Here is a 23,089-nt window from a genome sequence, read left to right as displayed (position 1 = left end):
CGCCTGCTCCCTCCGACCGGCCACTGGGGCCCCATCGGCCCGATGGCCGCGCCCATCACACCGGACACGCCGGGCTGGACCCTCAGCAAAGGCCTGGTCGACAAGACCGGCCACCCGATCTCCGCTGCCCTCCAGGAGCAGATCTCCCGGCGAGTGGATGCTCTCGACGGCCCCGCCGCCGACGCCTACCTCCGCGGACTCGGACTCCACCTCAAGGTCGTCTACCAGCCCGCGAGTCGGTTCTGGACCTTCCAGATCATCGAGGCGTCGCTGTTCATCGGCCTCGCCGCGGCCCTGATCGGCATCGCCATCGGGCTGCTTCACCGCCGGAACGCCTGACCCGTGAGGCACCACGGATCGCGACACCTCTCGCCACCTGCTCCACCCCGCAGCACCTCCGGGATGCCCACCGCATCCAGCCCCTGCTGGACGCCGGGTCGACGGCCCCTCCACTCGCGCGCCACGCCGGGCCACTGACGCCGGTCACAGCAGGTCGCTCGCCGACCTGTGGACCTTGGCCAGGGCGGTCATCAGGCAGCGGCGCTCGGCCTCGGTGAGGTCGGCGGTGACCTTCTCCTCCAGGCCGCGGCGCTCGGCCTCGACCGGCTCCTGGAGCGCCCGGCCCGCGTCGGTCAGGTAGAGCCTGACCAGCCGGCTGTCGCGCTCGTCGCGGCGGCGGGTGAGCAGGCCGGCGGCGCTCATCCGGGTGGCCATCTTGACGACGGTGGGCGTGGTGACGTGCAGCGCGGCGGCGATCTCACCGGGCGTACGGCCGTCGCGCTCCCACAGCGCCGCCAGGAGGTGGTTCTGCCCCTGGTGCAGGCCGTGGCGGCGCATGGCGGTCTCGGCCAGCGCACGCAGGACCTTCGTCGTCTGGCTGTGCAGGTCGAGGAACTCGGGCATCGCCGCCTCCATGCGAGCAGATCGATTGACGGCTAATCATTTGCCGTCTAACGTTCTCTTCAGCCGATCGTTAGACGGCAAACGACTAGGAGCATCGATGATACTGATCACAGGGGCCACCGGCAGAATCGGCCGTGAGCTGGTGCGAGAGCTCGACGCGGCGAAGGCGGACACCCGCGTTCTCGTGCGCGACCCGGCCCGCGCGGCCGGCCTGCCCACCAGCGCCGAGCGCGTGGTCGGCGACCTGGACGAACCCGCGACGCTCATCCCCGCCTTCGACGGCGCCGACCGGCTGTTCCTGCTCACCCCGGGCATCGGCGTCGACCAGGCCGCGAACGCCATCGCCGCGGCCCGCGACGCGGGCGTACGGCACATCGTGCTGCTGTCGTCCATCTGGGCCGACGGCGACCCGGTGCCCGCGATGGGCCGCTGGCACCGCGAACGCGAGCGGCTCCTGGAGGCGTCCGGCGTACCCGCGACGATCCTGCGCCCCGGCGGCTTCGCCACCAACGCCCTCGAATGGGTGCCCTCCATCCGCGAGAACGGGTACGTCGTCGACGCGATCGGCCCCGGCCGGGCCGCGGCCATCGACCCGGCCGACATCGCCGCGGTCGCCGCCGCCGTCCTCACCCAGGACGGGCACGAGGGCCGGACCTACGTCCTCACCGGGGACGAGGCCCTGACCACGGCCGAGCAGGTGCGGATCATCGCCGACACGATCGGCCGCGACATCGAGGTCCGCGCCGCGACCACCCCCGAGGAGATCGTCGGGTCCCGCTACCCCGGCGGCGCTCCCAAGCCGCTCGCCGACGCCGTGCTCGAGGCCGCGGCGGTCATGCGCGCCGACACCACCGGGGTGCGGACCGACACCGTCGAACGCCTGCTCGGCCGCCGCCCCCGCACCTTCGCCGACTGGTGCGCGCGCAACCGCGACGCCCTGCGAGGCGTTTAGCGCGACGCGGTGGCCGCCTTCTGGACGGCCGCGGCGACCGCGTGGGACACGTCCGCGTGGAACACGCTCGGCACGATGTAGTTCGGGCCGAGCTCCTTGTCCGTGACGACCTCGGCGAGCGCGCGGGCCGCGGCGAGCAGCATGTCCTGGGTGACCGTACGGCTCTGGGCGTCGAGCAGGCCGCGGAAGACGCCCGGGAACGCCAGCACGTTGTTGATCTGGTTCGGGTAGTCGCTGCGGCCGGTGGCGACCACCGCCGCGTGCTCGCGCGCCTCCGCCGGGTCGACCTCGGGGTCGGGGTTGGCCAGGGCGAACACCACCGATCCCTCGTTCATCGTGGCGATGTCCTCACCGGTGAGGATGCCGGGCGCCGAGACGCCGATGAACACGTCGGCACCGCGCACCGCGCCGCGCAGGTCGCCGGAGTAGCCCTCGTGGTTGGTGTTGTCGGCGATCCAGCGCAGCGACTCGTCCAAGTCGTCGCGGCCGGTGTGCACCGCGCCGCGGTAGTCGCAGACGACGACGTTCTTGGCGCCCGCGTGCAGCAGCAGTTTGAGCACGGCCGTACCGGCGGCGCCCGCGCCCGCCATCGCCACGCGCACGTCGGCGAGGTCCTTGCCCACCACGCGCAGGGCGTTCATGAGCGCGGACAGCACGACGATCGCGGTGCCGTGCTGGTCGTCGTGGAAGACCGGGATGTCGAGCAGGTCGCGCAGCCGGCGCTCCACCTCGAAGCAGCGCGGCGCGGAGATGTCCTCCAGGTTGATGCCGCCGAACGCCGGCGCGAGGATCTGCACCGTACGGACCAGCTCGTCGGTGTCCTGGGTGTCGAGGCAGATCGGCCAGGCGTCGATGCCGGCGAACCGCTTGAACAGGGCCGCCTTGCCCTCCATGACCGGCAGGGCGGCCTCCGGGCCGATGTTGCCGAGGCCGAGCACGGCCGAGCCGTCGGTGACCACGGCGACGCTGTTGCGCTTGACGGTCAGGCGCCGCACGTCGTCGGGGTTGCGGGCGATCGCCAGGCAGACCCGGGCGACGCCCGGGGTGTAGGCCATGGACAGCTCGTCGCGGTTGCGCAGCGGCACCTTCGACTGCATCTCGATCTTGCCGCCGAGGTGCATGAGGAACGTACGGTCGCTGACCTTGTGGATGGTGACGCCGTCGACCTGCTCCAGCGCGTCGACGATCTCCTGGGCGTGCTCGGTGTCCCGCGTGGCGCACGTGACGTCGATGCGGAGCCGGTCGTGGCCGGCCGGGGTGAGGTCCAGGGCGGTGACGATGCCGCCGGCCTGCTCAACCGCACCGGTGAGCTGGCTCACCGCCTTGCCGCCGGCCGCCACCTCGAGGCGGACGGTGATCGAGTAGGACACGCTGGGCACGGTCGCCACGTCAACTGCTCCTTTTGCCTGGTCAGGGCTTCGCCTCGCGATGATTTCACGCGTCCGGCGGGGTCCGGGCCTCGGGCGTCGGCTTTGTTTTTCAGAGGATGGCGAGCGCTGCCGTCACGATGATGTCGGCACAGGCCGGCGCCGCCAGCCGCGTACTGTCGATGACCAGATCATAGAGCGCCGGGTCGGCCGGGTCGGCCCGGTAGAAGTGCTTGACGTACGCCGTCCGCGCCCGGTCGTTGTCGTCGAGGAGCCGCTCGGCCTCCCGCTCGGACAGGTCCAGCGATTCCCGTACGTTCGCCAGCCGCCGCCTCCGCGAGCCGTCGAGGCGTACGTGCAGGGCGCCCGGGAGGCCGGCGAGCACGAGCTGGGAGGCACGGCCGAGGATCACACCACCCCCGTGCTCGGCGATCTGCTTGATCACCTTCTCGGTGCGGATGAGGAACTCCTCCTCCGGCACGAAGCCGCGGTCGGACAGATAGTCGTCCATCCCGCCACCGAGGGTGATGTTGGGCAGCCGCGAGGCACTGGACAGGATGCGGCCGAGGCCGTGCTCGGCACGGTCGTCGTGGTCGAGGGCCTCCTCGATCGAACAGCCGATCTCCGCGGCCACGGTGTAGGGGATCGCCCGGTCGACGAAGGGCACGCCGAGACGCTCGGCGACCGCGGGACCGATGACGCTGCCCCCCGCGCCGAACGCCGCGGAGATCGTCACGACGCCGGCCACGATGTCCGCCCGGTCAGAACAGCGCCGACGCGAGCCGGCGCCGTGCCTGCCCCACGCGGGGGTCCTCGGACGGCAGCACCTCGAACAGCGACAGCAGGTGCTTTCGCGCCAGCTCACGGTCGTCGCCGGACGTGCGGCGTACGGTGCCGATCAGCCGGTCGAACGCCTCTTCGACACGCCCCTCGACGAGGTCGAGGTCGGCGACGCGGGTCTGGGCCTCGGCGTCGTCCGGACGGTCGGCGGCGTCCTTGCGCGCCTGCTGCGGGTCGAGGTCGGTCACCCGGCGCTGCAGCTCGACCAGGGCCAGGCCGCTCTTGGCGTACACGTCGCTCGGCTGCGACTCGAGGATCTTGCCGAACGCGCTCGCCGCCGCGTCGAGGTCGCCGCGCTGCAGCGCGGCCTCGGCCTCGTCCTGGAGGGGGTCGCCGGCGGGCTCCTGAGGCGCGGCGGGGGCGCCGGCGCCCTCGGGCATCAGACCCTGCTCGCGCAGCGCGTCGAACAGCTGGTCGAGGACCTGACGCACCTGCGGCTCGGGCGCGGCGCCGTTGAGCACCGGCAGCATCTGACCGGCGACCACCGCGGCGACGAACGGGATGCCCTGCACGCCCATGCGGCTGAGCTGCTGGGCGAGGGCCGGGTTCGCGTCGATGTCGACCTTGGCCAGCAGCCAGGCCCCGGCCGCCTCGTTGGCGAGCTTCTCCAGGATCGGGCCGAGCTGTTTGCACGGCTGGCACCAGTCGGCCCAGAAGTCCACGAGCACCGGAACCGTACGCGACCTGTCGATGACCTCGGCGTTGAACGTCGCATCGGTCACGTCGATGACGGAGGCGGGGCCACCCGCGGAGGCCGGACGCTGCTGCGCCCGCTTCGCCGCGGCCTGCCGGGCGCCCAGGTCGACGGCGCCGTGCAACGAGAAGTCCGATGACGTCATGCATCCATCCTGCCGCATACACCGGCGAATGCGTACGAGCGACCGCCTCAGAAGCGGGCGGGCTCTGAGTAGCTCCCCCATTCGTCACGCAGCGCGCCGCAGATCTCGCCAAGGGTGGCCTCGGCGCGGGCGGCGTCGAGCATGGCCGGGATGAGGTTCTCCTCCGTACGGGCGACCTCGATCATCCGGGCCAGCGCCGCGCCCACCGTGGCCTGATCGCGTTCCGTACGCCGGGCCGCCAGGAGGCGGTTCTGCTCGCGCTCGACCTCGTGGCTGACCCGCAGGATCTCCAGGGGCTCCTCGATGCTCTGCGTGTGGGTGTTGACGCCGACGATGCGCTTCTCGCCCTTTTCCAGCTGCCGCTGGTAGGCGAAGGCCGCGTCGGCGATCTCGGCCATGAACCAGCCGTCCTCGATGCCGCGCAGGATGCCGCCGGTCATCGAGCCGTCCGGGCTCATGTCCTTGATCCGGGCGAAGATCTTCTCGGCGTCGGCCTCGATCCGATCGGTGAGGGCCTCGATGTACCAGGAGCCGCCCAGCGGGTCCACGACGTTGACGACGCCGGTCTCCTCCATGATCACCTGCTGGGTGCGCAGGGCGATCTCGGCGGCCTTCTCGCTGGGCAGCGCCAGCACCTCGTCCAGGGCGTTGGTGTGCAGGGAGTTGGTGCCGCCGAGGACGGCGGCGAGCGCCTCCAGCGCGGTGCGTACGACGTTGTTGTCCGGCTGCTGCGCGGTCAGCGACACCCCGGCGGTCTGGGTGTGGAACCGCAGCCACTGCGCCTTCTCCGACGTCGCGCCGTACACGTCGCGCATCCAGCGGGCCCAGATCCGGCGTGCGGCGCGGAACTTGGCGATCTCCTCGAAGAAGTCGATGTGGGAGTCGAAGAAGAACGACAGGCCGGGCGCGAAGGCGTTGACGTCGAGGCCCCGCGACAGGCCCAGCTCGACGTACCCGAAGCCGTCCGCGAGCGTGAACGCGAGCTCCTGCGCGGCCGTGGAGCCGGCCTCGCGGATGTGGTAGCCCGACACGCTCAGGGGCTTGTACGCCGGGATCTCGGCGGCGCAGTACTCCATCAGGTCGCCGATGAGGCGCAGGTGCGGCTCGGGCGCGAACAGCCACTCCTTCTGCGCGATGTACTCCTTGAAGATGTCGGTCTGCAGCGTGCCGTCCAGCCCGTGGATGTCGGCGCCCTGCCGCTCGGCCGCCACGAGGTACATGCAGAAGATCGGCACGGCCGGGCCGGAGATCGTCATGGAGGTCGTGGTCTCGCCGAGCGGGATGCCGTCGAACAGCACGTCCATGTCGGCGGCCGAGTCGATCGCGACGCCGCAGTGGCCGACCTCGCCGAGGGAGCGCGGGTCGTCGGAGTCGCGGCCCATGAGGGTGGGCATGTCGAAGGCGACCGACAGCCCTCCGCCGCCGGCCGCGAGGATCATCTTGTAGCGCTCGTTGGTCTGGCGCGCGTTGCCGAAGCCGGCGAACTGCCGGATCGTCCAGGCCCGCCCGCGGTAGCCGGTGGCGTACAGGCCCCGGGTGTACGGGAACTCCCCCGGCCAGCCGATGCGCTCGAACCTGGGGTCGTCGGCCGGCGGACCGTAGACCGGGTCGACCTCGGCGCCGGACAGCGTCGTGAAGTCGGCGTCCCGCTTGCGCGACGCGTCGAACCGCTCCTGCCAGCGCCGGCGGCCCTCCTCGATGTCCTGCATGTCCATGAGCGCTCCTCCGGGTTGCTCCTCACTCCAAGATACTAGGACGTCCTAGTAATTTGTGTCGCGGAGCCACCGCGAGCCGGTCCGGAGCCGTTTCCAGGCCCGCGCGCCGCGGAGAGAGCCCGGTCAGTCCTGGAAGTCGCCCGCGGTCACCCGCAGCGACCGCAGCACGTCGAAGATCGTTCCCAGCTCCTCGGCGTCGTACGCCCCCAGACCGAAGTCGGCGGCCATGAGGTCGCGGGTGGCGCGCTCGACGGTGTCGCGGCCACTCTCGGTGATCTCAGCGAGCACGCCGCGCCCGTCGCGCGGGTTCGGGCGGCGGAGGACGTAGCCCTGCCTCTCCAGCCGGTCGATCGTGTTGGTCACGCTCGTCGGGTGCACCATCAGCCGTTCACCGATCTTGGAGAGCGGCAGCGCGCCCTTGCTGCTGAACGTCAGCAGCACGAGGGCCTCATAGCGGGCGAAGGTCAGTTCGTACGGCTTGAGCCGGGCGTCGAGTTCGGCGATGAGGATCGCCTGGGCGCGCATGATCGACGTGACGGCGAGCATGGCGGGCGAGCGCCCCCACCGGCGTTCCCAGAGGTCACCGGCTCGGGCGATGGGGTCGAAGGGGAGGTTGAGCGGCTTGGACACCCGGACACGGTAGCGCCTGGACTCCGCGACTCTCCGGCGAGCATCCATCCGACATTTACCGACCTATAACAACAATTGTTTCCCGCATTCTCCTCAAATCATTGCCAACGACACCGGCGGACACAACAACGCTGACAGTCATCACCAAGGCAAGTTATAGTTCCGTTGTCGGTGCGTGCGGCGACGGCAAAGGGGGGCGTCGACGCGGCCGTTCATCGGGCTGATCCGCCTCTAGCCTCGAGCGCGCACCGAGATTTCGGGGGGTAGTGAATGATCGCGGATTTCTCCACGATCGTGGCTCGGGACATGGGAATCCGCCGCGGGGGGCGGTGGATCCTGCGTCCCACCACGTTCGGCATCACCTCGGGGGTGGTCGGACTCGCAGGTCCGCCCTGCTCGGGCAGGTCGGCGCTGCTGACGACGCTGGCCACGCTGCGCCGGCCCAGCGTGGGCGAGCTGGAGCTGCTGGGCCACGACGTGACCGGGCCGGCCGGGCAGCGGGCCGTACGCCCGCGGCTCGGCCTGCTGCCGCACCGGTTCGGCTGGGCGGCCGGGGTCACCGCCCGCGAGTACGTGGCCTACGCGGCCTATTTCAAAGCCACGCCGAAGAACGCGGCCGAGGCGATTTTGGAGCGATTTGAATTGACCGATGCCGCGGAATTCGAGATGGACATGCTGCCCGCCGATCTGCGGTTGCGGGCGGGGCTCGCGGCGACCTGTGTGCATCGGCCCGATCTGGTCTTCCTGGACGAACCGCTCGGATCCATCGCCGATTCGGAGCGCGACGAGTTGATCGGCGTGGTGCGCGCGCTCGCCCCGGCCGTGGTCGTGACCGCGCCCGATCCGGCGGAGCTGACGGGGTGGTGCGACCGGGTCTTCACCATCGCCCGTGCTCGCCTGATCGAGTCCTTGGAGGTCTGCCGAACGTGGTCCCGGGTGCCGGCCGGTGTCTGACCTGGGGCGGGTGCTGCGGATCGACGCCCGCCGCACCGCCCCGTTCCTGGCCGTCCCGGCCCTGGCGCTGCTCGGCGCGGTCGCGGCCTGGCACGCCCTGCTGCCCGGCGTCGCGTACTGGGATGACGCCGTCGCCGCGCTGTTCGCGTCGGTGCGCGTGCTCGGGCCGGCCTCCGCGGCCCTCGCCGCGTGGGTGGCGCTGCGCGAACACCGGCTCGGCTACCTGCGGGGATTGAGCGCCCGGTCGCCCGCGCTCGGGCCACTGCTGGACCTGACACTGCTCGGCGTCGTCTCGCTGTGCGCGTACCTCGTCGTGGCCGCGATCGTCGTGGTGAAGACCCTGCTGCACGTCGAGGCCGGGCATCCCCAGGTGGTCGGGCTGCTCGCGGGCGCGCTCACCCTGCTGGACTACACCGTGATCGGCTACCTCGCGGGCCGCGCCGTCCCCCGGCTGCCGACGGTCGCCGCCGCGGCCGCCGTCACCTGCCTGTGGGGGGTCGCCCGCCCCGGCACGTGGACGTACCTCCTGCCGCCGCCGGGGGTCGAGCACATCCATCCGTTCGCCGGCCTGCGCACCGAACTGCTCGCCGGACAGGCGCTGTGGTCGCTCGGCTTCGGCGGGCTCCTCGTCAGCGGCTACCTGTGGACGCTCACGCGGCGCGCGCGGCTCGCCCTGCCTCTCGTCGCGGCGGCGGGGCTGATCGCGCTCACCACCCTGTGGATCCACGCTCAGCAGCGCACGCCGCTCGCCCCCCGCGCGTTCGAGTACTCCTGCCGCCAGTGGCCGCTGACCGTGTGCGTGCACCCGGCGCTGCGCTCGGCGCTCCCGTCGCTGGAGGCCGCCCTGACCCCGCTGGCCACACGCCTGAGCGGCACGCCGGGCGGATTCACGCGGGTCGAGCACCGGCCCGACAACGACTTCCCGCGTCCTGGGCACGGCGTGGTCTACATCCACCTCACGGACCTGTCCCCGGGGTACGAGCACCGCGCGGAGCAGGAGATCCAGATCAGCCTGCTCGACGCGCGCACGTGCGGCAACCCCGCGCACGCCGTCGGCGTGCGCTACACCGCGCTGGTGTCGGCCTGGCTGCTCGACGAGACACCGCCCCGCATGACCGACGCGGCGGCCGCCCGCGCCTTCGGCCGCTGGGCCGAGGCGCGCCGCCGGCACTGGCTGCGCCTCCACTACGCCCGCTACCGCTCCTGCACGCTGCGCGGCCTCGACTTCCGCACCGTCTGACCGGTTCAGTCGCCGGTGGCGACGACGCCGGCCTTCTCGATCATGAGCTCGAGCCGCAGGTCATTCGGCGGCGTGCGCCACGTCGTGCCCGCGAAGGGCGCTGACCAGGTCGGTGCGCCCCTCGGGCGGATGGTCGATCAGCCGGTAGCGCGCGCCCGCGGCGTCCGGGTCCGCCACCAGTCGGTCGTAGCGGGCCGGCGCGGACGCCACGGCCTGTGGATCACCAGTCACCGCTCAACATCTCCTTCGCCTCAGCGATGCGACCCTCGTCACGCCGGTAGAACACCCACTGTTTGATCTTCGTGCCGCGTACGAGGCCGGCCTGGCTGAGGATCTTCATGTGCTCGCCGCGGGCCGGCCGGCTCACGCCGAGCTTCTCGGCGACGACCAGCGCGCACCCCTGAATACGGCCGGTGATCTCAGGAGCACCACATGCGTCCGTAATGTTGACTATCGTCAGCGGCGTGGACTGGAGCCTGCTGACCTGCGCCCGCAAGGGCCACATCACGTACGCGCCGGACGAGACCGCCCTGCGCGACCGGCTGCACGTCGAGACGCCGGCCGGAGAGGCGTGGCGGTGCCTGCGCTGCGGCACGTACGTCCACGGCGAGCCCCACGGGAGCGGCCCGGCCGACCGTGCGCCGCTCGTCATGCGCGGGCATGAGCTGCGCGAAGCGCTCATCATGCGGTTCTTCGCCCTGGAGCGGGTGATCCGCGGCCTGGTGATCGCCGCCGCGGCGTACGGCGTGTGGCGGTTCTCCGCCCACCGCGGGTCCATCGAGAAGGTCTTCGAGAAGGAGATCCCGCTCCTCAAGCCCATCGCCCGCCAGGTGGGGTGGGATCTGGACAACTCCCACGTCGTGGAGAGCATCCGCCATGTCTTCGTGCTCAAGTCCAGCACGCTGACCTGGTTCGCCCTCGCTCTGCTCGCCTACGGCCTCATCGAGCTGATCGAGGCGGTCGGCCTGTGGCTCCTCAAGCGCTGGGGTGAGTACTTCGCGGTGGTCGCCACCGCCTGCGGGCTGCCGCTGGAGATCTACGAGCTGACCGAACGCATCACCGCTGTCCGCGCGGGCGCGCTGGTGATCAACGCGGGTCTCGTCGTGTACCTGCTGGTGTCCAAGCGGCTGTTCGGGATCCGTGGTGGCAAGGAGGCGTACGAGGCCCGGCGGCGCGGCGAGTCGCTGATCGAGGTCGAACAGGCGGCCGTCACATCACACACGGAGCCGGCGGGGTGACTTTCGCGTCTATCTGGGGAATAGCCGGGTTGAGCTAACCCCAGAGGTGATGCGAAATGGCGCACTCGGACACAACCGAGGACACACAGATATCCGAGCGTCCCCGCAGGCCCGTCCTGCGCGCGGTCGCCGTCGTCGTCGTACTCGTCGCATTGGTCTACGCGGGCCTGCAGGCGGCGCACAAGCTGCCGCACTGGCTCAACCCGTTCGGCGAGACGACCAAGGACCGCAGCGCGCCCGTCGTGCTGAACTCCATCCAGAACCTTTCCCGCTACGAGGCCGCGAGCGGTAACTACCAGGTCGTCGTCGACCTGGAGAAAGACGCGAGATTCCTGCCCAGCGCGCTGCGCGGAAAGCGCACGCTCTTCGTCGGGAACGGCACCGTCGACGCCTACGTCGACTTCTCCCACATCGGCAACGGCGCCCTCACGGTCGACAAGACCCGTGAGACGGTGACCGTCCGGATGCCCCACGCCCAGCTGGAGAAGACCAACCTCGACCCCAAGCACAGCTACGTCTTCGCCACCCAGCGCGGCCTGTTCGACCGCTTCGGTGACTTCTTCGGCTCCAACCCCAACCAGCAGCAGCAGCTGTACGTCCTCGCGGCCCAGAAGATCCAGGACGCGGCGAACTCCAGCGGGCTCGCGCAGCGTGCCGACGCGAACACCAAGCAGATGCTCACGAACATGTTGAAGGCTTTGGGCTTCAAAACAGTTACCGTGACCTTTGCCACATCTTCCTGAATGAGGGCGAAGGATCACCGGGGGAATACCTCTCCATGAGGCGTGGTTGGGGACGAGTCGGGGTGATTCGCTGTGTCCATCGCGGCAGAAGCGGCGACAGTCGCGCACGACCCGGTACGACGGCCGACATGGCCGTTCGCGGTACCCGTGGCGGCCGCCGCGGTCGCGGTGGGACTCCCCGCGCTCGTCCCCTCCTTCTCCGCGCGACCCGCGGAGCTCCTCGTGGGCGACCTGTTCCCCGATGGGCAGGAGCTGCTCCTCGCGCTGGTCCTGCTGGCCGCGGCCCGCGGCCTGCTGCTCCGCCGCCGGGTGGCGTACTACGTCGTCCTCGCGCTCACCATCCTGTCCATGCTCGACGCGGTCAGCGTGCGCGAGTTCGGCCGCCTGCTCATCCTCGGCGTGGCGGCGATCGGCTTCGTCCGCTACCGCCGCGAGTTCGACACCACGCCGAGCCGGTTCCGCGCCGCGGTCCGCGCCGGCGTGGTCACGTACGGGGTGGCGGTCGCGTACGGGCTGGCCATCATGATCGCCCAGCGGCACCACATCACGCCGGGCCCGTCCGCGAGCGAGGCGGGGCGCGAGATCCTCGCCGGGCTGAGCGCCTCCGGATCCGGCCCGCTGCACTTCGACGGCTCGGCCGACCACTGGTTCCTGGCCAGCCTCGGCATCCTCGGCGGCGGCGGCCTGCTCGCGATGTTCGTCACGCTGCTCTCGCCGGCGCCCCCGCCGCCGCCCGGCACCGATGAGGAGCGCGCCGAGGCGGCGCGCCTGGTCGACGCCGACGGCTCCGACACTCTGGCGCCGTTCCTGCTGCGCGGCGACAAGTCCTACGTCTTCAGTCCCGACCGCCGCGCGGTGATCGGCTACCGCGTCCTGTTCGGCGTCGCCGCGGCGGGCGCGGACCCGGTGGGCGACCCGCGCTCCTACCCCGGCGCGGTGGCCGAGTTCGTCGCGCTGGCCCGCCGCTCCGGCTGGCGGATGGCGGTGCTCGGCGCCCGCGAGGACCTGCTGGAGCTATGGACCCCGTACGGCATGCGCGCGATCGGCATCGGCGACGAGGTCCTGCTCACGCCCGGCGAGTTCGGGCTGAACGGCCGGAGCATGCGCAACGTGCGCCAGGCGGTGCGCCGCACCCACAACGCCGGCGTGACCACCGAGGTCCTGCCCGAGGGCACCCTGGCCGAGGACGACCGCGAACGCCTGCGGGCACTCGCCACCGAGGCCCTCGGCGGCGTCGAGGAGCGCGGCTTCTCGATGAACATGGACGGTCTGCTCACCGGGCGGCACGCCTTCCCGGTGCTCGTGGTCGCCCGTGACGCCGACGGCGCGCCGGTGGGCTTCCAGCGCTACCTGCCGAGCGCGTCCGCCCACCGCCTGTCACTCGACGTGATGCGCCGCGCGCCGGGCTCCCCGAACGGCCTCAACGAACGCATGATCGCCGACATCATGGAGTACGCCGCCGAGCACGGTGTGGACGAGGTGTCGCTCAACTTCGCGGCGTTCCGCGAGCTGTTCGACACCGAGGACCGCAGCGCGCTGGAGCAGGGCACGTACCACGTGATCCACCTGCTCGACCGGTTCGTGAAGGTCGAGTCGCTGTACCTGTTCAACCGCAAGTTCAAGCCACGCTACGTCGGACGCAAGGTGGTGTTCCCGTCGTGGGCGAGCCTGCTGCCGATCGCGGTGGCGCTGCTCACGCTGGAGTTCGGCCACTGGCGCCCGGCCGGCGAGAGCGGCCGGGGACACGCCGAGACCGCCCCCGAGGACTCCTACGCCCTGCCGATCACCCCAGGCTGGTGACGGCACCCCTCGAAGGTCCGTCAGCCGGACTCGGTGAGGCCCTCGACCAGTTCGTCGGCTGCGGCGTACGGGTCGCAGGAGCCGTCCAGCACCTTCTCGGCCAGCACGTCGAGGCGCTGGTGGCCGTGCAGGTCGCCCATGCGCTCCCGCAGGGCCGTGACGGCGATCGCCTCGATCTCGTCGCGGGCGCGGGCGCGGCGTCGCCGGTTCAGCTCGCCGGAGTCCTCCATCCACGCCAGGTGCTCGTCCAGCTTCCGCACGACGTCGGCGACGCCCTCGTCCTTGACCGCCACCGTCGGCACGATCGGCGGCTTCCAGCCCTCCGGCGCGGCCAGCGCGATCATGTTGCGCAGGTCGCGTACGGTCTGCTGGGCGCCGTCGCGGTCGGCCTTGTTGACCACGAAGACGTCCGCGATCTCCAGGATGCCGGCCTTGGCCGCCTGGATGGAGTCGCCCATTCCGGGCGAGACGAGCACGATGGTGGAGTCGGCGAGCGAGGCGATCTCCACCTCCGCCTGGCCGACGCCGACCGTCTCGACCAGGACCACGTCGCAGCCGGCCGCGTCGAGTACCCGGATCGCCTGGGGCGCCGCCCACGCCAGCCCGCCGAGATGGCCACGGCTGGCCATCGAGCGGATGAAGACGCCCGCGTCGGAGGCGTGGTCCTGCATGCGCACGCGGTCGCCGAGGAGCGCGCCTCCGGTGAACGGCGAGGAGGGGTCGACGGCGAGCACGCCGACCCGCAGATCCTGACGGCGGAACGCGCGTACGAGCGCGTTGGTGGAGGTCGACTTGCCGACCCCCGGCGCACCGGTCAGGCCGATCACGCGGGCCCGGCCCGCCAAGGGGTTCAACGCCGCCATGACCTCACGGAGCTGCGGCGAGGCGTTCTCGATCAGGGTGATGAGCCGCGCGACCGCGCGGGGCTCGCCCTTGCGCGCCCGCGCGACCAGGTCGTCGACGTCGGCCGTACGCGCCACCGGGTCAGACCTTGAGGATGAGGGCGTCGCCCTGACCGCCGCCGCCGCAGAGCCCGGCCGCGCCCACGCCGCCGCCGCGCCGGCGCAGCTCGTACGCCAGGTGCAGCACGATGCGAGCGCCGGACATGCCGATCGGGTGGCCGAGCGCGATCGCGCCGCCGTTGACGTTGACCTTGGTCTCGTCCACGCCGAGGTCGCGCATCGACTGGAGGCCGACCGAGGCGAACGCCTCGTTGATCTCGATGAGGTCCAGGTCGGCGACGTCGAGGCCCTCCTTGCCGAGCGCGTGCTTGATCGCGTTGCTCGGCTGGGACTGCAGGGAGTTGTCCGGGCCCGCGACGTTGCCGTGCGCGCCGATCTCGGCGAGCCAGGTGAGACCCAGCTCCTCGGCCTTGGTCTTGGACATGACGACGACCGCGCAGGCGCCGTCGGAGATCTGCGAGGAGGACCCGGCGGTGATCGTGCCGTCCTTGCTGAAGGCCGGCCGCAGCCGGCCGAGCGACTCGGCGGTCGTGTCGGCGCGCACCCCCTCATCCTGCTTGAACACGATCGGGTCGCCCTTGCGCTGCGGGATCTCGACCGGGACGATCTCGTCGTCGAACAGGCCGTTCTTGGCCGCGGCGGCGGCGCGCTGGTGCGAGCGGGCGGAGAACTCGTCCTGCTCCTCGCGGCTGATCCCGAGCTTGGCGTTGTAGCCCTCGGTCGACTCGCCCATCGAGACGCCGTCGAAGGCGTCGGTGAGCCCGTCGTGCGCGGTGGCGTCGAGCACCTCGATCGAGCCGTACTTGTACCCGTGCCGCGCCTTCGGGAGCAGGTGCGGCGCGTTGGTCATCGACTCCATGCCGCCCGCCACGACGACGTCGAACTCGCCCGCCCGGATGAGCTGGTCGGCGAGAGCGATGGCGTCAAGGCCCGACAGGCAGACCTTATTGATCGTCAGCGACGGGACATTCATCGGAATGCCGGCCTTTACCGCGGCCTGACGCGAGGGGATCTGACCGGCCCCCGCCTGGAGCACATGCCCCATGATCACGTAGTCGACCTGATCACCGGTGACGCCCGCGCGTTCGAGCGCAGCCTTGATCGCGAGCGCGCCGAGATCGACGGCGGCGAACCCCTTGAGGGAACCGAGCAGACGGCCGATGGGCGTGCGCGCCCCGGCGACGATGACGGATCCGGCCATGAATAGGACCTCCAGCACCCGGTCGGTACGACGTTTGCCAACATACCCACACGGGGACAGTGCACTTCCTGGGAGGCCAACGCCATGTTCACCGGACTCACGCGGATCGATCACGTCGGCATCGCCTGCCACGACCTGGAGGAGAAGATCGCTTTCTACGAGTCGACATTCGGCCTGGTCGTGGCCTCGCGCGAGGTCAACGAGGCGCAGGGCGTGAAAGAGGCCATGCTCCACGTCGCCGACGGCCCGGCCGGTTCCTCGTACGTCCAGCTCCTTGAACCGCTGGGCCCGGACACGCCGGTGGGCCGGTTCCTCGCCAAGCGCGGCGAAGGCGTGCACCATGTCGGCTACGGTGTGGACGACGTCGCGGCCGCGCTCGAGGCGATCGGGGCCAAGCACGTGCGCCTGCTCGATGAGCGTCCCCGCCATGGGTCGATGGGAGCCTCCATCGCGTTCCTGCATCCGAAGGATGTCGGAGGGGTGCTGACCGAGCTGGTACAGGCGGCGAAAGATCCTCTCCAGGGTCGACACAACGCCTGACTACTCATAACAACCAAGACATTTCACCCAGGGCGTCAAGTTGAGCCCCCAACACGGCAGTGTCCGGAGTACTCTGCTGTCGCGGAAGTGGTCCAGCGCGTGCAATACCCCGTAACACGCAGTATTCGCGCGGCCATGATCCGATATCTCCACCCACCGGTAGCCGTCTCGTCACAGCAGGATTGAGCCTCATGCAGTCCGACATCGACGCCCAGCTCAGCAACTTCTTCGAAGACACGCCCCCACGCGAGTTCGACGTGGTGCTACGCGGCTACGACCGGCACCAGGTCGAGGAGCACATCAAGCAGCTCGACAACGAGGTCCGCCAGAGCCGTGAGCAGGCCCAGGCGATGCAGCGCGAGCTGTCCGACGCGCATCGCCAGCTGCAGGAGCAGGAACGGCCCACCTACTCCGGCCTAGGCGCGCGCATCGAGCAGCTGCTCCGCCTCGCCGAGGAGCAGGCCACCGAGCTCGTGCAGGCTGCACGGTCCGAGGCCAACGAGATCAAGGCCGCGGCCAAGGTCGACGCGGCCGAGCTCCGCGCCACCGCCGAGAACGAGGCCGCCGAGCTCCGCGCCACCGCCCAGCGCGAGGGCGAGGACATGCGCAACATGGCCGAGCGCGAGGCCGAAGAGGTGCGCACGTCCGCCCGCCGCGGGGCCGACGAGCTGACCTCCACGACCGAGCGTGAGGTGGCCAAGCTGCGCGCCACCGCCGACCACGAGGTCGCCGAGAAGCGCGCCGCCGCCGAGCGTGAGATCGCCAAGCTCCGCACCACGACCGAGCGCGAGGTCGCCCAGCTGCGGGCGTCCACCAAGCGCGAGCGCGACGAGATCCTCACCACGGCCAAGCGCCAGGCCGACGAGATGCGGGCCCAGGCCCAGCGCATCCTCGAGGAGAGCGAGGCCCAGCGCGCCCAGGCCGAGGGCGAGTTCGAGATCCAGCTCGCGGCCCGCCGCGAGGAGGCCGAGCGCCAGGACAACGAGCGTCACGCCGCCGCGCAGAGCGCGACGCAGAAGCTCGTCGCCGAGGCCGAGCAGCGTGCCGCCTCCGCCGAGCAGCGCGCCACCAAGGCGACCCAGCAGGCCGAGCAGACCCGCCGCGAGGCCGACAACCACGCCAAGCAGCTGGTCGCCAACGCCCGCAAGAACTCCGACTCGGTCATCGCCGAGGCGAAGGCCCAGGCCGAGCAGCTCCTCTCGGACACCAAGTCCGAGGCCGAGAAGATGCGCACCACCGCTCAGCGCCAGGTCGACGAGCTCACTCGCCAGCGCGACAGCATCACCAGCCACCTCAACCAGCTGCGCCAGCTCATCGGCGGCGTCGCCACCCCGGGTGGCGACGAGGCCATCGCCGCGCCGCCGGAGAAGCCCGCGCTCGCCGCTGCCGACCCGAAGCCGGCCGCGCAGCCGAAGGCGCAGCAGCCCTCCCAGCAGCGCAAGAAGGACGACGAGGACGACTGGTGGCAGGAGTGACCATCAGCGCCCGCACCGAATAAAGCGGCGAATCCCGCAACACAGCGCGAGACGGCGGAAAGCCTAGAGGAGATTTCCTCTAGGCTTTTTGCCGTAATTTGGGGCACTTCACGGGAGGTGAAGGGTGCCTGAGGAGCTCTCTGAGAGCGACCGGCGCGCGGACCGGGGCCTGCTGGCCCGGGATCGCCGCCGTGCCAAGAAGTCGGCCGACCAGGACGGGGCCGACTCCGATACGGCCGATGCCGGAGCGTCGGAGACGGGCGAAGCGGGGAACGGGGCCGCATCCGGTGGATCGCAAGCAGATCCGAACGAGTCGGGTGCCGCGAAGACGGATCTTGTGAACCTCCGCCTATGGGCCCACCACCTGCGGAAGCGAGTCCCGTGGGAGCTCCGGCGCAAGGACTCTGACACGGTGGTCGACGGAGCGACGGCGGGCGCGAAGTCCGACGGCCCGGCCGCCGCCACGGCGGCCGAGGGAGCCGAGGACACCGCCGCTACATCCGGCGAAGCCACCAGGAGCACGGCCACCGCGGAAGCCGCCGAAGACACGGCCGACGAGGTCTCCGAAGAAGGCGGCGGGGGGCTCATACGGCGGCGCGGCCGGGTCGCCCAGGCGGATCCGGTCACCGACGTGAAGGCCCGGGAGCGCGAGGCGGGCGTGGACGAGTTGTTCCCGTTCGGGCGGCCCGGCCGGCCGCTCACCCGCAACCATCCGTTCGTCTTCGGCTTCTACGGCGCGCTCGGCGTGCTCGCCGCGTACATGCTGGTCCAGGCGTTCACCAACGCCCGCTCGGTCATCATCCTGATCGTCGTCGCGCTGTTCCTGGCCGTCGGCCTCAACCCGGGAGTCGAGGCGCTCGAACGCATCGGCGTCTCACGGCGGTGGTCGGTGCTGCTGGTGTTCCTGGCGCTGGTGGGATTCTTCGTCGGGTTCGGATTCGCCATCGTGCCGCCGCTGTCGGAGCAGACGACCGCGATCATTCACAATCTCACCAGCGGCCACGGCTACCTCGAACAGCTGCAGAACAACCCGAAACTTCAGGACCTGGACAAGCGCTACCACCTGCTGGAGAAGGCCAGGTCGGCGCTGGAGAGCAAGGACCTGGGCACCCGCGCCGCGAACGGCGTCGTCGGCGTCGGCCAGATCGTCGTCAGCGGCGTCTTCAGCGCGCTGACCGTACTGATCCTCACGCTGTACTTCCTGAGCTCGCTGCCGAGCATCACCGGCTTCATGTACCGGCTGGCACCGCGGTCGCGGCGGGCGCGGGTGGCGCTGCTCGGCGACGAGATCCTCGCCCGGATCGGTGGGTACGTCGCGGGCAACCTGCTCATCTCGCTCATCGCCGGCGTGACGTCGTACATCTTCCTGTTGATCGTCGGCGTGCCGTACGCGCTCGCGCTCGCGCTGCTCGTGGCGATCACCGACCTGATCCCGCTGGTCGGCGCGACGATCGGGGCAGTCTTCGTGACCGGCCTGTCGTTCTTCTCCGGGCTGTGGGTCGGCATCGCCACCGCGATCTACTTCGTGATCTACCAGCAGGTCGAGAACTACATCGTCCAGCCGAGGGTCATGAAGCGGTCCGTCGACGTACAGCCCGCGGTGACGATCATCGCCGCGCTGATCGGCGGCGCGCTGCTCGGCGTGATCGGCGCGCTCCTCGCGATCCCGGCCGCCGCGGCGGTGGCGCTGATCCTGCGCGAGGTCGTGATGCCACGTCAGGAGGAGTCCTAGGGCGCCGCACTGATCGACTCGGCGCCCCTCAGCGCACCGTACGGGTCAGGGCCGCGCCGAACTCGGTGACCGCGTCGTTAAACAGCTGTGGCTGCTCGACGGCGGTGAGGTGGCCTGACCCGGGGATCGTGATGAGCTCGGCGTCAGGCAGGGCATCGACCATGGTCCGGGCGTCGTCCTCGGTCATGAGGGCGTCCTCGGCGCCGTGCAGCACGAGGGTCGGCGTGCGGAACCCGGCGAGCGCGCCGACCGAGTCCGGGCGCGCGGCCATCGCGCGCTGCGCCCAGGCGGCGGCCGCCGGCGGCGTCGACTGCACCAGCCCGCGCACCCGGCCGTACACCAGGGCGCGGCTGCGCATCGTCGTCGGGCCGACCAGCCGCGGCAGCAGCTCCTCCAGGAGCACGTTGACGCTGCCCTCGGCCTCGATGCGTTCGGCGGTCCGGATGCGGGCCGCACGCGCGGCCTGGGCGTCCTCCGTGGCCTTCGTGTCGGCGAGGATGACGCCGAGGAGGCGGTCCGGATGCCGCCGGCCGAACGCCAGCGTCACGTACCCGCCCATCGACAGGCCGCCGACGATCGCGCGATCGATGTTCTTGGCGTCGAGCAGGGCCGCGACGTCGTCGGCCATGACGTCGATGGAGGGATCATCGCCACCGAGGGACGAACCACCGAATCCGCGCAGGTCAGGGGTGAGCACCCGGAATCGCGCCGCCAGGCCCTCCCGCTGCGCCAGCCACATGGCCGACGACAGCGGAAACGCGTGCAACAGCACCAACGGCGTCCCGCCACCGATGTCGCGGGTGTACAACTGCACGGTGCCCCTCCCCGTTCCGCAACGGACCCCATCGGGGCCGGCCGGCGAGTCCGCTCGGCGCGGACGGCCCGCCCCGGTCCGGCGCACGCCGGACCCCGCTCATCGTCACTCCTGATTCCCGTCCTGCCGAGAACCGTGGCCGTGATCGGTCTTCGACGTTTAGGGCGAACGGCCGGGCACCGTGGCCGGGGCTCTGGGGCGGTGGAGCCTAGAGGACCTCGGTGGGCAGCGGGTACGCCTCCGGCGCCACGTGTTTCACGATCTCGTTCAGCACGATTCGGACGTACGGCTCACCGACCCACAGGTGTTTGGCGCCGTCGACGCCCACCACCTCCGCCTGGGGCACCCGCTTGAACCTCTCCCGCGCCTCCGGCGGCCGCAGGTAGTCGTCGCGCTCGGGCACCAGCGCGACCAGCGGACGGCCGAACTCCGCCCACGCGTCCAGGTCGGCGTCGGTGGCGCGGTGCAGCGGCGGCGACAGCAGGATCGCCCCCTCCACCAGCGGGTCACGCCCCCACCGCAGCGCCAGCTCGGTGCCGAACGACCAGCCGAGGAGCCAGGTGCGCGGCAGGTCGTGGTACTCCGCCCACTCCAGGGCCGCCGCGACGTCGTACCGCTCGGCCTCGCCCTCGCCGAACTCACCCTCGCTCGTCCCGCGATCGCTGCTCGTCCCGCGCGTGTTGAACCGCAGGACGGCCAGACCGGCGAGCGCGGGCAGCCGGTACGACGCCTTGCGCAGCACGTGGCTGTCCATCATGCCCTCGGCCGTGGGCAGCGGGTGCAGGCACACGAGCGTCGCGACGGGCGGCCGGTCCTCCGGCACCGCGAGCTCGCCGACGAGCTTCAGGCCGTCGGCGGTCTGCAGTTCGATGTCCGTACGGCGCGCGGGCAGCACCGTGCTCGCCCGGATCTCCGCCATCGCAGTCCTTTCAGTAGCGCGGGCCGCGGCGGGACCGCTGGATCTTGGGCGCGCGGTGCAGCCGGTGTTCCCAGCAGGGCCGGTGCCAGTGGCGCCGGTCCTCCGGACCGCCGCCCTCGGCCGGCCACGCGACGACGTGCCCGACGCCCGGGGGGATCTCCTGGTCGCACCCGGGGCAGCGGTAGGTCTTCGCGGCGCCGGCCGCGGGCCGGACGATCCAGTCACCGTCGGGCCCCTCTTCGATCCGCTGCGGACCGCCGAACGCACCCTGCCCGGTTTCCCGGGGCATGTCGCGCGTGCGGCGGTTTTTGCGCGGACTCATGCCGATCAGGGTACGGGCTGAGCCGGACACACCCGTCAGCGGAAGGTGGCCCCGGCGGTACGGAGCCGGTCCAGCAGCGGGGCGGGCGCGAACGCGGGATCGCGGTACTCCGTGTACAGCGCGCGCAGCACCTCCACGGCGCGGTCGAGCCCGATGCGGTCGAGGTCGGCGATCGGGCCGATCGGGTACCCGCAGCCGTGCGTCATCGCCGCGTCGATCGCGTCCGCGTCGGCGTACCCGGACTCGAGCATCCGCACGGCGTCGTTGAGGTACGGCACGCGCAGCGCGTCGACGATGAAGCCGGCCCGGTCCGCGGAGCGTACGGGACGCTTGCCGAGCCGGGTGAGGTACGCGGCGGCCCGCTCGGCGATCTCCGGGTCGGTCACGACGGTGCTCACCAGCTCGGCGAGCCCGCCCTCGGGGTCCGGCAGGTGCAGGCCCACGACGTCCTGCGGCCGGTCGGTGGCCATGGCCAGCTCGATGACCGGCACGGTGGCGCCGGTGGTGGCCAGCACCGCGCCCTTCCGCGCCACGTCGTCGACGGCGGCGAGCAGCGACCGCTTGACCGCGACGTCCTCGGCCACGGCCTCGACGATCAGGTCGCGGTCGGCGAGCAGGGACAGGTCGGTGCCGCCGGTGACGCCTTCGCCGACGGCGTCGCGTACGGCGCGCGCCTTGTCGTCGTCGCCCGCGACGAAGCGGACGTCCGCCCCGGCGCGCTCGGCCGCCTGGATGACGGCGACGGCGAGCGGCCCGGACCCGGCGACGCCGACGCTGGGCGCGGCCCCCGGCTCCGTGCCGGGCTCCGCGACCTGCTCCGGCCCGTCGTACGTGTAGAAGCCGCGGCCGGTCTTGCGGCCGAGCAGGCCGGCGGTGACGAGCCGCCGCAGGATCGGCGCGGGCGCGTGCCGCCGGTCGCGGGTCTCCCGGTAGATCGCCTCGCAGACCTCCAGCGACACGTCGAGGCCGATGAGGTCCATGAGCGTGAGCGGGCCCATCGGCAGGCCCGTGCTCGTCATCGCCGCGTCGAGGTCCTCACGCGTGGCGTACCCGGCCTCGTACATCCCGGCGGCCTGGTTGAGGTAGCCGAAGAGCAGCCGGTTCGCGATGAACCCGGCCCGGTCGCCGACGGTGACGGCGACCTTGCCGAGGCTCCCGACCAGCTCCTCCACGGCCGTGAGCGCCTCGGGCCGGGTGAGGACGGTGTGGATCACCTCGACCAGCTTCATGACCGGCGCGGGGTTGAAGAAGTGCACGCCGACGATCTGCTCCGGTCGGCCGGTGGCCGCCGCGATCTCGGTGACCGACAGCGAGGAGGTGTTGGTGGCGAGTACGGCGTCGGGGCGGCACACCGTGTCCAGCTCCTCGAACACCCGGCGCTTCAGGTCCAGCCGCTCGGGCACCGCCTCGATCACCAGGTCGCACTCGGCGAGCCCGGCGAAGGAGGTGCCGAGCTCGATCCGGCCGAGGATCGCCGCCTTGTCCTCCTCCGACAGCCGGCCGCGGCGTACGGCACGGCCCGTCGACCTCTCCAGGTTGTCCCGGCCACGCTGGAGCGCGTCGTTGTTCACCTCGACGCCGACGACGGAGTGGCCGCCGCGCGCCAGCACCTCGGCGATGCCCGCGCCCATCGTGCCCAGCCCGACGACTCCGACCCTGCTCACCGCTGCACTCATGCTCCGCAGTTTTCCAGACCGGCGCGATGCCGCCCATGACCGAGCGCAGCGAGGGAATCAAAAAGCGCGGTCCCGTGGTCACACCTTCCGACGAAGGAGGGCCCATGACCGAGCGCAGCGAGGGAATCAAAAAGCGCGGTCCCGTGGTCACACCTTCCGACGAAGGAGGGCCCATGACCGAGCGCAGCGAGGGAATCAAAAAGCGCGGTCCCGTGGTCACACCTTCC

The 23,089-nt window shown here is 71.3% G+C and carries 24 protein-coding genes; 10 read left to right on the top strand and 14 right to left on the bottom strand.

Features of this window, described 5'->3' with window-relative positions:
- The first annotated feature begins 42 nt into the window (after window positions 1–42).
- The gene (locus QSK37_RS27500; protein ID WP_285626539.1) at window positions 43–339 is read left to right on the top strand and encodes a hypothetical protein; all 297 of its coding nucleotides are present in this window, start codon (window positions 43–45) and stop codon (window positions 337–339) included.
- A 144-nt stretch (window positions 340–483) separates the two neighbouring features.
- Here the strand turns inward: QSK37_RS27500 and QSK37_RS27495 are convergent, their stop codons facing one another.
- Window positions 484–903 (bottom strand): MarR family winged helix-turn-helix transcriptional regulator, encoded by a 420-nt coding sequence (locus tag QSK37_RS27495; RefSeq protein WP_285626536.1) that lies wholly within the window; start codon window positions 901–903, stop codon window positions 484–486.
- Between the two features lie 97 nt (window positions 904–1,000).
- Between QSK37_RS27495 and QSK37_RS27490 the strand changes: the two genes are divergently transcribed.
- Window positions 1,001–1,855: an NAD(P)H-binding protein gene (locus tag QSK37_RS27490; RefSeq protein WP_285626534.1), complete on the top strand. Its 855-nt coding sequence runs from the start codon at window positions 1,001–1,003 to the stop codon at window positions 1,853–1,855.
- Here QSK37_RS27490 and QSK37_RS27485 read toward each other — a convergent pair.
- From QSK37_RS27485 to QSK37_RS27465, 5 genes are all read right to left on the bottom strand, one after another.
- Window positions 1,852–3,243, bottom strand: coding sequence for an NAD-dependent malic enzyme (locus tag QSK37_RS27485; protein WP_285626531.1), 1,392 nt, complete (start codon window positions 3,241–3,243; stop codon window positions 1,852–1,854). The two genes, QSK37_RS27490 and QSK37_RS27485, sit on opposite strands and share 4 nt — an antisense overlap.
- Window positions 3,244–3,334: 91 nt before the next feature.
- Window positions 3,335–3,970 carry a cytidylate kinase-like family protein gene (locus tag QSK37_RS27480; RefSeq protein WP_285626528.1) on the bottom strand — a complete coding sequence of 212 codons (636 nt, stop codon included), beginning with the start codon at window positions 3,968–3,970 and terminating at the stop codon, window positions 3,335–3,337.
- 13 nt (window positions 3,971–3,983) lie between these two features.
- Window positions 3,984–4,901, bottom strand: a complete 918-nt coding sequence (locus tag QSK37_RS27475) for a tetratricopeptide repeat protein (protein ID WP_285626523.1) — start codon at window positions 4,899–4,901, stop codon at window positions 3,984–3,986.
- Window positions 4,902–4,948: 47 nt separating this feature from the next.
- Window positions 4,949–6,616 carry a coenzyme B12-dependent isobutyryl-CoA mutase large subunit gene (gene icmA, locus QSK37_RS27470; RefSeq protein ID WP_285626520.1) on the bottom strand — a complete coding sequence of 556 codons (1,668 nt, stop codon included), beginning with the start codon at window positions 6,614–6,616 and terminating at the stop codon, window positions 4,949–4,951.
- A gap of 123 nt (window positions 6,617–6,739) precedes the next feature.
- Complete coding sequence (locus QSK37_RS27465) at window positions 6,740–7,246, bottom strand: MarR family winged helix-turn-helix transcriptional regulator (protein ID WP_285626517.1); 507 nt, start codon at window positions 7,244–7,246, stop codon at window positions 6,740–6,742.
- A 270-nt stretch (window positions 7,247–7,516) separates the two neighbouring features.
- Between QSK37_RS27465 and QSK37_RS27460 the strand changes: the two genes are divergently transcribed.
- Together QSK37_RS27460 and QSK37_RS27455 are read left to right on the top strand one after the other, a co-directional pair.
- Window positions 7,517–8,200 carry an ATP-binding cassette domain-containing protein gene (locus QSK37_RS27460; RefSeq protein ID WP_285579744.1) on the top strand — a complete coding sequence of 228 codons (684 nt, stop codon included), beginning with the start codon at window positions 7,517–7,519 and terminating at the stop codon, window positions 8,198–8,200.
- On the top strand, window positions 8,193–9,440 hold the full coding sequence (locus tag QSK37_RS27455) for a hypothetical protein (RefSeq protein ID WP_285626515.1): 1,248 nt from the start codon (window positions 8,193–8,195) through the stop codon (window positions 9,438–9,440). Before QSK37_RS27460 ends, QSK37_RS27455 begins: the two co-directional genes overlap by 8 nt.
- A 60-nt stretch (window positions 9,441–9,500) precedes the next feature.
- Here the strand turns inward: QSK37_RS27455 and QSK37_RS27450 are convergent, their stop codons facing one another.
- Window positions 9,501–9,671 carry a YbaK/EbsC family protein gene (locus tag QSK37_RS27450; RefSeq protein WP_285626512.1) on the bottom strand — a complete coding sequence of 57 codons (171 nt, stop codon included), beginning with the start codon at window positions 9,669–9,671 and terminating at the stop codon, window positions 9,501–9,503.
- Window positions 9,661–9,807, bottom strand: a complete 147-nt coding sequence (locus QSK37_RS27445; RefSeq protein WP_285626510.1) for an ArsR/SmtB family transcription factor — start codon at window positions 9,805–9,807, stop codon at window positions 9,661–9,663. The genes QSK37_RS27450 and QSK37_RS27445 overlap by 11 nt, the downstream gene beginning before the upstream one ends.
- 97 nt (window positions 9,808–9,904) lie before the next feature.
- On the opposite strand from QSK37_RS27445, the gene QSK37_RS27440 reads away from it, so the two are divergent.
- The 3 genes from QSK37_RS27440 to QSK37_RS27430 all read left to right on the top strand — a co-directional run bounded on the left by QSK37_RS27440 (window position 9,905) and on the right by QSK37_RS27430 (window position 13,221).
- Complete coding sequence (locus QSK37_RS27440) at window positions 9,905–10,678, top strand: DUF2127 domain-containing protein (protein ID WP_285626507.1); 774 nt, start codon at window positions 9,905–9,907, stop codon at window positions 10,676–10,678.
- 56 nt (window positions 10,679–10,734) lie between these two features.
- Window positions 10,735–11,421 (top strand): DUF4230 domain-containing protein, encoded by a 687-nt coding sequence (locus QSK37_RS27435; protein WP_285579734.1) that lies wholly within the window; start codon window positions 10,735–10,737, stop codon window positions 11,419–11,421.
- Between the two features lie 72 nt (window positions 11,422–11,493).
- Window positions 11,494–13,221, top strand: a complete 1,728-nt coding sequence (locus tag QSK37_RS27430) for a bifunctional lysylphosphatidylglycerol flippase/synthetase MprF (protein WP_285626505.1) — start codon at window positions 11,494–11,496, stop codon at window positions 13,219–13,221.
- 20 nt (window positions 13,222–13,241) lie between these two features.
- Here QSK37_RS27430 and meaB read toward each other — a convergent pair whose 3' ends face one another.
- On the bottom strand, window positions 13,242–14,201 hold the full coding sequence (gene meaB / locus QSK37_RS27425) for a methylmalonyl Co-A mutase-associated GTPase MeaB (RefSeq protein ID WP_285626503.1): 960 nt from the start codon (window positions 14,199–14,201) through the stop codon (window positions 13,242–13,244).
- Window positions 14,202–14,205: 4 nt separating this feature from the next.
- Entirely contained in the window at window positions 14,206–15,384 is a 1,179-nt protein-coding gene (locus QSK37_RS27420) for an acetyl-CoA C-acetyltransferase (RefSeq protein WP_285626500.1), read from the bottom strand.
- Between the two features lie 84 nt (window positions 15,385–15,468).
- Between QSK37_RS27420 and mce the strand changes: the two genes are divergently transcribed.
- The 3 genes from mce (at window position 15,469) to QSK37_RS27405 (ending at window position 19,131) form a co-directional block, all read left to right on the top strand.
- The gene (gene mce, locus QSK37_RS27415; RefSeq protein ID WP_285626497.1) at window positions 15,469–15,924 is read left to right on the top strand and encodes a methylmalonyl-CoA epimerase; all 456 of its coding nucleotides are present in this window, start codon (window positions 15,469–15,471) and stop codon (window positions 15,922–15,924) included.
- 191 nt (window positions 15,925–16,115) lie between these two features.
- Window positions 16,116–17,399 carry a DivIVA domain-containing protein gene (locus QSK37_RS27410; RefSeq protein WP_285579724.1) on the top strand — a complete coding sequence of 428 codons (1,284 nt, stop codon included), beginning with the start codon at window positions 16,116–16,118 and terminating at the stop codon, window positions 17,397–17,399.
- A gap of 412 nt (window positions 17,400–17,811) precedes the next feature.
- Window positions 17,812–19,131 (top strand): AI-2E family transporter, encoded by a 1,320-nt coding sequence (locus QSK37_RS27405; protein ID WP_285626494.1) that lies wholly within the window; start codon window positions 17,812–17,814, stop codon window positions 19,129–19,131.
- Window positions 19,132–19,159: 28 nt separating this feature from the next.
- Here the strand turns inward: QSK37_RS27405 and QSK37_RS27400 are convergent, their stop codons facing one another.
- The 4 genes from QSK37_RS27400 to QSK37_RS27385 form a co-directional block, all read right to left on the bottom strand.
- Complete coding sequence (locus QSK37_RS27400; RefSeq protein ID WP_285626492.1) at window positions 19,160–19,945, bottom strand: alpha/beta fold hydrolase; 786 nt, start codon at window positions 19,943–19,945, stop codon at window positions 19,160–19,162.
- A gap of 208 nt (window positions 19,946–20,153) precedes the next feature.
- Window positions 20,154–20,864: an alpha/beta hydrolase gene (locus tag QSK37_RS27395; protein WP_285626490.1), complete on the bottom strand. Its 711-nt coding sequence runs from the start codon at window positions 20,862–20,864 to the stop codon at window positions 20,154–20,156.
- Window positions 20,865–20,874: 10 nt separating this feature from the next.
- Entirely contained in the window at window positions 20,875–21,186 is a 312-nt protein-coding gene (locus QSK37_RS27390) for an Rv1322 family protein (RefSeq protein ID WP_285579718.1), read from the bottom strand.
- Between the two features lie 35 nt (window positions 21,187–21,221).
- Window positions 21,222–22,862, bottom strand: a complete 1,641-nt coding sequence (locus QSK37_RS27385) for a 3-hydroxyacyl-CoA dehydrogenase family protein (protein WP_285626487.1) — start codon at window positions 22,860–22,862, stop codon at window positions 21,222–21,224.
- Between the last annotated feature and the right edge of the window lie 227 nt (window positions 22,863–23,089).

The organism is Actinoallomurus iriomotensis, from assembly GCF_030269445.1.
Taxonomy (GTDB): Bacteria; Actinomycetota; Actinomycetes; order Streptosporangiales; family Streptosporangiaceae; genus Actinoallomurus; species Actinoallomurus iriomotensis.
This window is presented reverse-complemented; position numbering and strand designations above follow the sequence as displayed.